The sequence below is a fragment of the Streptomyces sp. NPDC002513 genome (assembly GCF_053595355.1).
Genome location: NZ_JBSFXK010000077.1, coordinates 16,674 through 28,395, shown reverse-complemented (window position 1 = coordinate 28,395; position 11,722 = coordinate 16,674). Strand labels below are relative to the sequence as shown.

Genomic DNA, 11,722 nt, shown 5'->3' with positions numbered 1-11,722 from the left:
TCCGGACTCCGCACCCCGACAGGGTGCGGAGTCCGGACCGGGGGTCCGGCCGTGTTCCGGGCCCTGGCTCAGCTCCGGGTGGTCGACGGCACCGCCGCGGTCGCGACCGCGTGGCGACGCCACTGCTGCGGCGACTCCCCGTGGACGGCCTTGAAGGCGCGGCTGAAGTGCGCCGGGTTGCGGAAGCCCCAGCGGGACGCCACCACCGAGATGGAGGGGCCCACCCGGCCGCGCCGCGCGAGCTCCCGGGCGCACTCCTCGACCCGCCGATGCAGGATCAGCCTGCCCACGGTGACACCCTCGCCCTGGAAGAGACGGTGCAGATAGCGGACCGAGATGAGGTGCGCCCGGGCGATGTCCTCCGCCGAGAGATCGGGGTCGTGGAGGTGCCGGTCGATGTACTGACGGATCGAGGCGACCAACTGCTGGGGTCCGGTCCGAGGGAGCCGGTCCATCGTCTCGCAGGCCTCGTAGACATCGTCGATCAGGGCGGCCACCAGCTCCGTGACGATGCCCCCGAGCCGCTCACCCACCGCGGCGGGGATCCGGGAAGCCGTGTCGTCCAGGCGCCGCAGGAGGGGCGCCAGCAGCGCGGCCACTCCGCCCTTCGGCGTGAGGGCGCGGGCGCTGAGGGTCCGCAGGGCGTCCCCGGGGACGTGCAGGACGTGCGCGGGGAGGCGGAAGAACATGATGCGGACGGTGTCCCGCTGTTCGACCGAGAAGGGCCGGCGCAGGTCGATCAGCGCCAGTTGCCCGCTCTCCACGTGGGCACCCCGGCCGTCCTGTACCAGCCGCACGGTCCCGTTGCGGGGAACCAGCAGGGCGATCGCGTCCCCGTCGTGTTCGGCCGCCGCGCGCGGGCCGTGGGTGAGACGCAGCGGTTCGGCCTCACAGGCGATCAGACGCACATAGCCGAAGTGATGCAGTGTCATGGAGCCCGGCAGGGGGTCGCCCTGTCTCGGGTGATCGTGGATGGGGGTCAGCCATCGTGCGACGGTGGCGCCGACATCGGAGGATGCTGCGGTGCCCGGCGCGACAGCTGTCCTGGACGGAGTGCTCACGTGGACTCCTTTCGGCCGCCCCGGATTGAAGTGAACGGTGCGCTGAAGGGGGACGGACACCACTCTCGACACACCGGTCCACAAGTCTCCTGCGGCCAGGAGGAAAAGCGTTAAGTCATATGACTGCACATCGCGGTGTGCGGGGTTCGAAAGCTCGAACAGGATCCGAAGTGTGCACGCAGCGGCACGGGTAAGTACGGTAGCCTCGCCCGCCTCCCGGCGGCAGGCGGCCTAGGGTGGATTGTGTGTGCGGGCATAGTTGTGTCCGTCACCGAGTTCTGCCTCCCTGCCCGAGAGCGGGTGGGGGGCTGCTCCTCCGCACGGCCCGTGAATTGCCCCCCACGCAGGAGTTGTTCGTGGAAGTAGACCTTCACACCCTGAGGGCGAAGCCTGTCCTCGAACGACAGGTTCGGGCCTTCATCGAGGCGAACGCGTGCCCCGCGGTCGACGGCACCACCGACACGGCCGCCTCCCGAGCCCGTATGGCGGCCCTGTGGAACAGCGAGGGCCCTGACGAGCCCGATGTGGAGGAGGAGTGGCTCGCTCTGCCGGGAAGCGACGGCAAGCGGATCCGGGTGCGGATCCTCCGCCCCGCCGGCAGCGAGCATCCCCTGCCGGTGGTGCTGTATCTGCACGGGATGGGCTGGATGCTGACCGACGCGCACGCACACCGGCAACTGGTGGCGGACCTGGTCCTCGGCGTGGACGCCGCCGTGGTGGTACCCGAGTACGACGGGCCGGAGGACGCACGATACCCGGGCGCGGTCGAGCGGGCGTACACCGTCGCCCGGTGGATCGCCCGGCACGGCGAGCAGTGCCGGCTGGACGGGGCCAGGATCGCGGTCGCCGGCGTCAGCGCGGGCGCCCAGCAGGCGGCCGCCCTCACGCTCGTCGCGCTGGAGCGCGGCGAGCCGTCCATCTGTCACCAGGTGCTGATCTGCCCGGTGACCGACGCGGCGATGGACACCCCCTCCTACCGCCAGTTCGGGGAAGGCTACTTCCTGGACCGGGACGTCATGAGCTGGTACTGGCAGCAGTACGCGCCGGACCCGGAGACCCGGACGCGGGGCGCCGTGTCCCCGCTGCGCGCGGACCTCCCCCGGCTGCGTGGCCTGCCGCCGGCCCTCGTCGTCACCGCCGAGGCCGATGTGCTGCGCGACGAGGGCGAGGCATACGCGGCGAAGCTGAGGGAGGCGGACGTCCCGGTCGTTTCCGCTCGCTACCACGGCACGATTCATGGATTCGTCCTCTTCGACCTGCTCCGCGACACCCACGCGTCCAAGGCGGTCCGCATCCAGACGACGGACACGCTGCACGCCGCCCTACATGCCGTCTGACCGGGCGGCGCGGGATCCGGTCCCGTCCGACGCCGGTCCCGTCGTCGCCCTGCCCCGGCCGGACCCGTCTTTGGAGGGGCCGCTGTCACCGTGCCGGCGCCACTCGCTCGGCGACAGCCCGTACGCCGCCTGGAACCGGCGGCTGAAGTGGCTCGGGCTGCTGAATCCGCACCGTGCGGACACGGCCGCCACGGTGAGCCGCTCGTAGCGCGGTGAGGCCAGCATCTGCTGAGCCTTCGTGAGCCGTTCGGCGATCAGCCACTGCTCCAGGCTGATGCCCGCCTCGCTGAGCAGGAGATACAGACGGCGCACCGAGATGGCGTGCTCGGCCGCGATCCGCCCGGGGGTCAGGTCGCGATCCGCGAGGTGGCTGCGCGCGTAGGCGATGATCCGGGTGAGCAGCGTGCCTTCCATGGCCGACCGCACCGTGGCGGTCCCCTCGGCGTGCGCCGCCGACAGCAGCAGCGCCCGAATGAGATCCGTGGTGGCGCTCGCCAGGGCCGACGCCCCGGGATCGCCTTCGAGACGGCCCGGATCACGCCACAGACCGCGCAGGTGCTGGAGGACCAGGTCGTACAGCGGGCTGGCGCGCAGTTGCAGGGAGGCCTTGACCACCACGTCCACCGGCAGGTTCAGGCGGTTCATGTCGAACATGATGGCCTGGGAGGCCCCGTCGCCGGACCAGCCGTACGTACGGGGTGACAGCTCGTGGAAGACGCAGATGTCGTCGGGCCCCAACAGTGTACGGCGGCCCCCGGCTTCGGCGCGGTGGAGGCCCGCGGGCTGGAGCGAGACGGAGACCACGGGATTGCTTCGGTGGTGGCGTACGTGCCGCGTGTCGCGCCGTACCTCGAAGCCGGAATTGCGGGTGGCGAAGAGGTCCAGGTCGCCCACCCGCCACACCTCCATGCAGGCGTGGATGCCCGTCGGGGGCTCCTCGTGGGCGATGTCGTTGGGCACCAGCGAATCCGTCAGCGCGTGCCGGAACGCCTCCACCCGCTCACGGGGCGCCACGGTGGCGAGATCGAGCAGCAGCACCACAGGCCCCCCTCGCACACGTCGCCTCCGCTGACACCGTCGATCCTCAAAGGAGCGCCCCCGCTCCCGCAACGTCTGAGGGTAAGCAGGGCGCTGGAGGGCTCATGGCGGTGCACTCTCGGACACGACCACCGCCCGACGGATGCCTACCGTTCAGCACGCACACGTTTGCCGGAAGAAGAGGGATCCATGCAGTTCGGCATCTTCACCGTCGGTGATGTGACCACCGATCCGACCACTGGCCGTACTCCGCCGGAGCACGAGCGCATCAAGGCGATGGTCGCTATCGCGCTCAAGACGGAGGAGGTCGGCCTGGACGTCTTCGCGACCGGCGAACACCACAACCCGCCGTTCGTGCCGTCGTCGCCGACCACCATGCTCGGCTATGTCGCCGCGCGCACCGAGAAGATCATTCTCTCCACGGCCACGACGCTGATCACCACCAACGACCCGGTGAAGATCGCCGAGGACTACTCGATGCTCCAGCACCTGGCCGACGGCCGGGTGGACCTCATGATGGGGCGCGGCAACACCGGCCCGGTCTACCCCTGGTTCGGACAGGACATCCGCCAGGGCATCAACCTCGCCAAGGAGAACTACGAGCTGCTGCGCCGCCTGTGGCGCGAGGACGTGGTCGACTGGGAGGGGAAGTTCCGCACGCCCCTGCAGGGCTTCACCGCCACGCCCCGTCCGCTGGACGGCGTACCGCCGTTCGTCTGGCACGGTTCCATCCGCTCCCCGGAGATCGCCGACCTGGCGGCCTACTACGGTGACGGCTTTTTCCACAACAACATCTTCTGGCCCGCCGAGCACACGCGGCGGATGGTCCAGCTCTACCGGCGGCGGTACGCCCACTACGGCCACGGCCGGCCGGAGGAGGCCATCGTCGGTCTGGGCGGCCAGGTCTTCATGCGGAAGAACTCCCAGGACGCCGTACGGGAGTTCCGCCCCTACTTCGACAACGCGCCCGTCTACGGGCACGGGCCGTCGCTGGAGGACTTCACCGAGCAGACCCCGCTCACGGTCGGCTCCCCCCAGCAGGTCATCGAGCGGACGCTGTCCTTCCGTGAGACCGTCGGCGACTACCAGCGGCAGCTCTTCCTGATGGACCACGCGGGCCTCCCGCTGAAGACCGTCCTGGAACAGCTCGATATCCTCGGCGAGGAGGTCGTGCCCGTCCTGCGCAAGGAGTTCGCGAACGGCCGCCCGGCGGATGTGCCGGACGCGCCGACGCACGCGGCCCGGGTCGCCGCCGCCGCGTCCGAGAAGGCAGACGCCGCCGCGGCGTCCGAGAAGGAAGAGACCGCAGAATGAAGCTGGTCGCCGTGTCCGCGGGGCTGAGCACCCCGTCCTCCACCCGCCTGCTCGCGGACCGTCTCGCCGAGTCGGTCCGCGGTGAACTCGCCACTCAGGGCCACGAGCTGGAGACCGAGGTCATCGAACTGCGGGAACTGGCCGTCGCCGTCGCCAACAACCTCGTCACCGGATTCCCGGCTCCGCCCCTGGCCACCGCGATCGACGCGGTGACGGGCGCGACCGGTCTGATCGTCGTGTCTCCCGTGTTCACCGCCTCCTACAGCGGGCTGTTCAAGTCCTTCTTCGACCTGATCGACCCGGACGCCCTCACCGGGAAGCCGGTCGTGATCGCGGCGACCGGAGGCACGGCCCGCCACTCCCTGGTCCTGGAGCACGCGCTGCGCCCGCTCTTCGCCTATCTGCGCGCCGCGGTCGTGCCCACCGCGGTGTACGCGGCCTCCGAGGACTGGGGATCCGGCGCCGACGAATACACCGAGGGTCTGCCCGCGCGCATCCGGCGGGCGGGCGGCGAACTGGCCGCCCTCATGGCCGCCCGTTCGGCCGAGGAGAATCCCGAGGACGACGACGTCACCGCGCTCGAACGGCAGCTCTCCGACCTGCGCTTCGACTGAGGTGTCGAGGACGGTTTCGACGCGCCGCACAGCGGGTCCTGTGCGGCGCTTTCGGCAGTGATCCGGTCACCGCGCCGGTCCGGGCTCGCCGGGGCAACCGCGCCCCGGCGAGCCCGGTTTCATTCCCGGCCGGGGCCGCGGTCCGCGACCCCCGCGCCGGCCGGGGCGGCGTGGAGCGCCACGGAGCGCTCGGGCCCGCGCGCAAGGCGCGCGGGAGCGGTCCGGCCGGCGTCCTCGCCGAGCCGGACGACCGCGGTGGGCGCCCGGTCCAGCAGCCCGAGGTCCTGCTCCTGCAAGGCGATGACCAGCGCGGTCCCGGGCAGGGCCCGGTCCAGCGCGGCCAGCAGCGCCGTCGCGGCCGTGCGGTCCAGACCGGCCACGGGTTCGTCGAGCAGCAGCACCGCAGGCCGCCTCAGCACGGCCCGCGCTGTGGCGAGACGGCGCCGCTGTCCCTGGGACAGCATGCGTCCGCCGGGGCCGACCGGCGCGTCGAGCGGCAGGGCGGACAGGCCGACCACCTCCAGCGCGGCCCGGAGCGCCGCGGTGTCGGCCGAGGGTGCCGCCTGACGCAGATTGGCCGCCACGGTGTCGTCGGCCAGCCAGTCGTCGGCCTCGACCAGGGTGACCGTCTCGGCGACGGCCCCGGCCGGCAGTTCGTGCACGGGAGTGCCGTCCACGAGCACCGTGCCGACGGGGGCCGGTACACGCCCCGCGAGCCGGCCGAGCAGTGCCGACTTCCCGCTGCCGTTGGGGCCGGTGACCAGCACCAGAGCGGGGCCCGCCAGGGTCAGGGTGAGCGCCGTGGACGAGCCCGGCAGCGGGAGGCCGGACATCCGCAGGGAACGGGCGGCCGGCCGCGGCCGGTCCGCGGTCCGCTCCCCGGCCGCCAGGGGAGCCAGGCGTGCGGCCGCGTCCCCGGCCCCGGCCAGCTGCTGCACCAGCCGGGGGAGTCGCTCCAGCAACTCCCATCCCGCGGCCACCAGAAGTACTTCGCCGACCACGACGGCGATCGGCTGGGCCGGGGTGGCGCGCAGGGCGACGACCAGGACCGCCGCCTGCCCCAGCGCGGCGAGGAGCCGCAGCGCCAGTCGGCCCTGCCGTTCGGCCCGGGCGGCGGCCCACTCCGCGGACTCTACGGCGGCGACGGCGCTCGTCGCCGTCCGCGCGGCCTGCGGCAGGGCGTCCAGGCACCGCAGTTCGTTGAAGGCGGCCCGGCTGCCCAGCAGTACGGTACGCAGCGCCGCCCTGGTCTCGGCGGCGGTGGCCAGATGGGTCCTGGCCCGGCGGTGCGCCCCCCGGGCCCAGGCGAGGCCCGCTGCCCAGACGACCAGCTCCACCGCCCCCAGCAGCGGCATCGCCCACCACAGCAGGATCTCGACGAGGGCCGCCGTGGTGACCGCCGCCACCAACGGGGCGAGCGCGTTCGCGGGCAGGCCCGCGACGGTCTCCACGTCGTCGGTGAGCCGGGTGAGCAGCGTTCCGTCGCGTTGTCCGCGCAGCTCGCGGGGGGTGAGCCGGGCGGCGCCGCGGGCCAGCCGGGCGCGCAGCGCGACCTGGGTGGTCAGCAGGGACCGGTGGTTGACCAGGCGTTCGAGGTAGCGCAGCCCGGTGCGGGACAGCGCCAGCGCCCGGACGGCACCCGACGGATACATCCAGGACCAGGTGGTGTTGGCCTGAAGGGTGACCACGGCACAGGTGGTCAGGAACCAGCCGGACACACCGAGCAGCGCGGCGCCGCTGAGTTCGGCCGCGGTGGCCAGCAGCAGGCCGGCCGCCAGGGTGCGGCGCGGCACCGCCGTGCGCAACAGGCGCCAGGCGCCGGGACGGCTCACCGGGCCCTCCCGTGGTCCAGCGTGATGACCTGGTCCGCCAGCGGCAGCAGCGCGGGACTGTGGGTGGCGAGCAGGACCGTACGGTCGCGGGTCAGGGTCCGCAGCGCGGACACGACCCGCCGCTCCGCCTCCGGGTCCAGATGCGCGGTGGGTTCGTCCAGGCACAGCAGGGGCGCGTCCCTCAGCAGCGCCCGCAGGAGGGCGAGTTGCTGGGACTGACCGGAGGACAGGCCGGTGCCGCGTTCCCCGAGCGGTGTGTCCAGGCCCTGCTCCAGCGCGGCCAGGAGGTCTTCGAAACCGAGGGCGGCGACGGCGTCCAGCAGGTCGCGGTCGCTCGCGGTGGGACGGGCCAGGAGGAGGTTCTCGCGCAGCGTGCCGGGCAGCAGATGGGCCGGCTGGCCCACCCAGGAGACCCGGCCGGGATCGGCCGGGACGGGCCGTCCGTCCAGCAGATGGCGGGCGCGTCCGCCGTGCGGGGCGGCCAGACCGGCCGCGACGGCCAGCAGGGTGGACTTGCCCGCCCCGCTGGGCCCGGTGACGGCGAGGCACCGTCCCGGCTCGAGCCGCACGCTCACCTCGTCCAGGGCGGGCGCTTCCCGTCCGGGGTGGCGGACGGTGACTCTGTCCAGGTGCACCCCGGGGGGCGCCGTGGCGGTCCGCCCGGTCCGCGGTTCGGGTTCGGTGGACGGCAGGGCACTTTCCCCGGAGGCGTCGGAGAGCGTCGCGCCGGAAGCGTCGAGGAGAGTCGCGCCCGAAGCGTCGGAGAGGGTCTCGCCGGAGGCGTCCAGGAGCGGGGCCAGCAGTTCGGCGGCAGCGCCCGCCCGGGCCCGGGCGTGGTAGCCGGCCGCCAGGTCACGGGCCGGGGCGAAGTAGGCGGGCACGAGGACGAGCACGAACAGCGCGGCGGACAGGCTCATGCGGTCCGGGACGAGGGGCAGGCGCAGATAGTCGAGCAGGACCAGGCCGCAGTAGGTCGCCACCACGGCGAGGGTGCCGGTGATGAGCAGTTCGATCCACGCGGTGGACAGGAAGGCGATCCGCAGCACCTTCTCGGTGCGGTCGGCGACCTCCCGGTCGTCCCGGGCCAGCGCACCCGCCGCCTCGTCGTGGGCGCCGAGCCCGACCAGAGTGGGCAGGCCGCGCAGATGGTCCAGGAGCCGGGCCTGGTGGGTGCGGATCGCCGTGAGCTGGGCGCGTACGGCGGTCTGCGTGCCCAGGCCGATGACCTTCAGGTTGGCCGGCAGCAGCGGGGTGGCCGCCAGCACCAGCAGGGCGACGAACCAACTGCGGCAGGCGATCGCGGCCAGGACGAGGCCGCTGCCGAGCAGCATGGTGGTCCGCGCGGGCAGATAGTCGGTGAGCCAGTCGGTCAGCTGGTCGACCTCGCCCTCGACGGCCTGGGCCAGCGCCGCGTCGTCCAGATCGGTGCGCGCCGGGCCCTGGGCGGGCAGCGCCGCCCCGATCAGCCGGGCGCGCAGGTCCTCCCGCACGGCGCGGGCCCCGCGGGCGGCCGCGGCGTCGCCCGCGGCCAGCAGTACCGCGCGCAGCGCCACGCCGGCCGCGGTCAGCAGGGCGGGGAGCAGCAGGGCCCCGGGCGGCAGGTCACCGCGGAGCGCGGACAGGCCTCGCTGGGCGCCCCAGGCGAGCCCGCCCGCCCACAGGACGGTGCCGAGCTGGGCCGCGCCGCGCAGGACTCCCGCGCGGCGCAGCTCCGCCCGGCCGGGTTCCGCCCATGCCGTCAGCCTGGCGGGCAGCGGGTCTTGTGTCTTCTCCGCCGCCAGTTCGTCCAGGAGTACGGCGGTACTGCTCACGAGGTGGCCTCCGGCGCGGAGTCCGCGTCGAAGTATCCGGCCTTCCGGTCACGGCGGTCGCCGATGATCCACGCGGCGAGCGCCGTGCAGCTCAGTACGGTGATGCCGACCGGGCCGATCCACTCGGCGACGCCGGCGAACACGTCCTGGGACAGGGCGGCGGCCACGATGCCGAGCGCCACCAGCAGGATCCGTCGCGCCACGGTCCCTGCGATGCCGGTGGGCGCGGGCGTGGCCGGGAGGGAACCGGCCCGGGCGCGCAGCGGCGGGAGGGGGCTCTCCGCCACATCGGTGTACTTGCCGCGGAAACTCCGCCAGGCGTAGAAGTTGTAGGCCAGGACGAACGGCATGCACAGGCCCACGCCGAGCACCAGGAAGAGCTGGGAGGAATGCGGGCTGGCCGCCTGATGCACCGTCACCCCTGGCGGGATCACCACGGGCAGGGTGATGACCGCCAGCCCCACCAGGCCACAGGCCGTCATCGTGGCGACGGCGGCGAACGGCCGCCAGTCGGGGCGGCGGCCGAAGCCGTACCAGGCGACCGCGGCGGCCGCGGCCGCCGCGGCGACGGCGAGCCAGAACAGTACGGCCCGCGCCGGCTGGTCCAGGCGGAACTGCTGCGGATCGGCGCCGCGCAGCATCAGCCCGAGCACCAGGGCCATGACCGCGGTGACCACCAGCAGCGACCGCCCGGTACGGCGGACGTCGGACCGCGACCAACCCTGCGTCTTGTCCTGCAGCCAGGCGGTCCCGGCCAGCAGGTAGACGCAGACCAGGCCGAGGGCGCACAGCACGCCGTAGAGGCTGAACCAGTCGAAGGCCGCGCCCCGGAAGTTCCCGTCGCGCTGGTGCGGTCCGGTGAGCACGGCGCCGAGCACCAGGCCCTGGCACACGGTGGCGGTGAGCGAGGCCCCGCCGAACAGCAGGGCCCAGCCGCGCCGGTAGCCATTGGCCGCGCTCTGCATCTCCAGGCCCAGTCCCCGCAGGATGATGGAGACCAGCATGACGATCAGCGGCAGATAGACGCCGGGCATCACCACGGCGTAGACGCCGGGCAGCCCGGCCCAGAGGACCACGCCGACCAGGATGATCCAGCTCTCGTTGGCGTCCCAGGCGGTGGCGACGACCTCGTTGTACTCCCGCCGGCGCTCCGGCCGGGCGGCGAGACTGAGCATGCCCACCCCGAGGTCGTAACCGTCGAGGACGACATACATGCCGAGCGAGAAGAGGACCAGTGCGTAACTGGCGTACTCAAGCAACGAGGGCCTCCGATGCGTCGGGCGAGGCGGGTCCGGTGGGCAGCGCCTCGGGACCGGCCTTGACCGTGCGGACGATGTAGCGGGCCCAGATGGCCAGCAGGGTGAGATAGAGCAGGACGAAACCGGCGAGGCTGCCGGCGACTTCGGGTACGGTCAGATGGGAGACCGCGTCCGCGGTGCGCAGTTGGCCGTAGACCACCCAGGGCTGGCGGCCCGTCTCGGCGATGATCCAGCCACCGGTGATGGCGATGATCCCGGCCGGGGTCATCCACACCATCCACCGCAGGAAGCGCCGGGAGTCGAACAGGCGCCGCCGCAGGCGCAGCACCACGCCCGTGAAGGCCGTGCCGAACATGAGCAGCGCGGTGAAGTACATCGCGCGGAAGCCGTAGAAGGTGCTCCACATGTTGGGGCGTTCGGCGGGCGGGGTCCCCAGCAGTCCGGGCGTCTTCGTCTTGCCGCTGAGGTCCCCGGCGATGACCGAGCCGAGATAGGGCACCGTCACCTGCACCGGGTTCTCGCCCTTGTCGGTGTTGGGGACGACGAACACGTTGTAGCCGGTGTTGTCGGTCTTCCAGTTACCCTCGAACGCCTCCAGCTTGGGGAGCTGGTGCTGGCCCATGAACACCGCGGTGCCGTCTCCCACGTAGAACTGGATCGGCATCAGTATGCCCAGCACGCCCAGCGCGATGGACAGACAGCGGCGGGCCATGGGCTGGGCGTTCACCCGGTTCTTGACCAGGTACCAGGCGGAGATCCCGCCGACGAACCAGGCGGCACTGATCAGCACGGCCAGCAGCATGTGCGGGAAGCGGTGGCTGAAGGCCGGGTTGAACAGGATGGAACCCCAGTCCCTGGCGTGGAACTGGCCGGCCACCTTCTGGTAGCCCACCGGGTCCTGCATCCAGCTGTTGGCCGACAGGATCCAGCTGGTGGACAGCAGGGTTCCGATGGCGACCATCCAACTGGCCAGGGCCATGGTGCGCGGTTTGATCCGCCCGTCGCCGTAGAGCATCAGGCCGATGAAGCCCGCTTCCAGGAAGAAGGCGGTGATCACCTCCATGCCGATGGTGACCCCGATGATCGGGCCGACCGCGTGGGCGTAGACACCCCAGTTGAGGCCGAACTCGAAGGTCATCACCGTGCCCGCGACCACACCCAGCCCGAAGCCGACGGCGAAGATCTTCTTCCAGAACCGGAAGATCTGCAGGTACAGGGGGTTTCCCGTGCCCACGTAGACCGTGTATACGACGGCGAGGAGCACAGAGAGCCCCACCGTGAGTGCGGGAAAGGTCATATGGAAGATCGCGGTGATCGCGAACTGCCATCGAGACAGTTCGACGACGGTTTGCGAAGCCATGGGTACTCCTGGGGAGCAACGGTCGTGTAGGTGCGTCGGGCGGGTGCCGGGCTTCCGGAGCCGCGCCGGACCCAGTCATGGGCAGGACGCGCGGAC

9 protein-coding genes are annotated in these 11,722 nt (G+C 72.2%); 3 read left to right on the top strand and 6 right to left on the bottom strand.

All coding sequences use genetic code 11. The features are described 5' to 3' along the window. Positions 1 to 68: 68 nt before the first annotated feature. The gene (locus ACWD5Q_RS31775) at positions 69 to 1,061 is read right to left on the bottom strand and encodes a helix-turn-helix domain-containing protein (protein WP_451430534.1); all 993 of its coding nucleotides are present in this window, start codon (positions 1,059 to 1,061) and stop codon (positions 69 to 71) included. Positions 1,062 to 1,417: 356 nt separating this feature from the next. Here ACWD5Q_RS31775 and ACWD5Q_RS31770 point away from each other — a divergent pair, with 356 nt between their 5' ends. Next, entirely contained in the window at positions 1,418 to 2,398 is a 981-nt protein-coding gene (locus tag ACWD5Q_RS31770) for an alpha/beta hydrolase (protein WP_451430533.1), read from the top strand. Here ACWD5Q_RS31770 and ACWD5Q_RS31765 read toward each other — a convergent pair. Then, positions 2,384 to 3,454 (bottom strand): AraC family transcriptional regulator, encoded by a 1,071-nt coding sequence (locus ACWD5Q_RS31765; RefSeq protein WP_451430532.1) that lies wholly within the window; start codon positions 3,452 to 3,454, stop codon positions 2,384 to 2,386. The two genes, ACWD5Q_RS31770 and ACWD5Q_RS31765, sit on opposite strands and share 15 nt — an antisense overlap. 171 nt (positions 3,455 to 3,625) lie before the next feature. Between ACWD5Q_RS31765 and ACWD5Q_RS31760 the strand changes: the two genes are divergently transcribed. Both ACWD5Q_RS31760 and ACWD5Q_RS31755 read left to right on the top strand, forming a co-directional pair. Then, positions 3,626 to 4,750 carry an LLM class flavin-dependent oxidoreductase gene (locus ACWD5Q_RS31760; protein WP_451430531.1) on the top strand — a complete coding sequence of 375 codons (1,125 nt, stop codon included), beginning with the start codon at positions 3,626 to 3,628 and terminating at the stop codon, positions 4,748 to 4,750. Continuing rightward, positions 4,747 to 5,364 carry an FMN reductase gene (locus ACWD5Q_RS31755; RefSeq protein WP_451430530.1) on the top strand — a complete coding sequence of 206 codons (618 nt, stop codon included), beginning with the start codon at positions 4,747 to 4,749 and terminating at the stop codon, positions 5,362 to 5,364. Before ACWD5Q_RS31760 ends, ACWD5Q_RS31755 begins: the two co-directional genes overlap by 4 nt. Positions 5,365 to 5,483: 119 nt before the next feature. Here ACWD5Q_RS31755 and ACWD5Q_RS31750 read toward each other — a convergent pair whose 3' ends face one another. From ACWD5Q_RS31750 to ACWD5Q_RS31735, 4 genes are read right to left on the bottom strand one after another with little or no spacing between them, the layout of a single operon-like run. Then, entirely contained in the window at positions 5,484 to 7,196 is a 1,713-nt protein-coding gene (locus tag ACWD5Q_RS31750; protein WP_451430529.1) for an ATP-binding cassette domain-containing protein, read from the bottom strand. Beyond that, positions 7,193 to 9,007 carry an ATP-binding cassette domain-containing protein gene (locus ACWD5Q_RS31745; protein ID WP_451430528.1) on the bottom strand — a complete coding sequence of 605 codons (1,815 nt, stop codon included), beginning with the start codon at positions 9,005 to 9,007 and terminating at the stop codon, positions 7,193 to 7,195. The genes ACWD5Q_RS31750 and ACWD5Q_RS31745 overlap by 4 nt, the downstream gene beginning before the upstream one ends. Further along, complete coding sequence (locus ACWD5Q_RS31740; protein WP_451430527.1) at positions 9,004 to 10,266, bottom strand: cytochrome d ubiquinol oxidase subunit II; 1,263 nt, start codon at positions 10,264 to 10,266, stop codon at positions 9,004 to 9,006. The genes ACWD5Q_RS31745 and ACWD5Q_RS31740 overlap by 4 nt, the downstream gene beginning before the upstream one ends. Next, on the bottom strand, positions 10,259 to 11,626 hold the full coding sequence (locus ACWD5Q_RS31735; protein ID WP_451430526.1) for a cytochrome ubiquinol oxidase subunit I: 1,368 nt from the start codon (positions 11,624 to 11,626) through the stop codon (positions 10,259 to 10,261). The genes ACWD5Q_RS31740 and ACWD5Q_RS31735 overlap by 8 nt, the downstream gene beginning before the upstream one ends. Positions 11,627 to 11,722 lie beyond the last annotated feature (96 nt).

What these genes read in the sequence shown, in the direction of transcription:
- ACWD5Q_RS31760 (WP_451430531.1), top strand. Translation starts at nt 3,626, where the DNA reads ATGCAGTTCGGCATCTTCACCGTCGGTGATGTGACCACCGATCCGACC.
- ACWD5Q_RS31755 (WP_451430530.1), top strand. Translation starts at nt 4,747, where the DNA reads ATGAAGCTGGTCGCCGTGTCCGCGGGGCTGAGCACCCCGTCCTCCACC.
- ACWD5Q_RS31735 (WP_451430526.1), bottom strand. Translation starts at nt 11,626, where the DNA reads ATGGCTTCGCAAACCGTCGTCGAACTGTCTCGATGGCAGTTCGCGATC.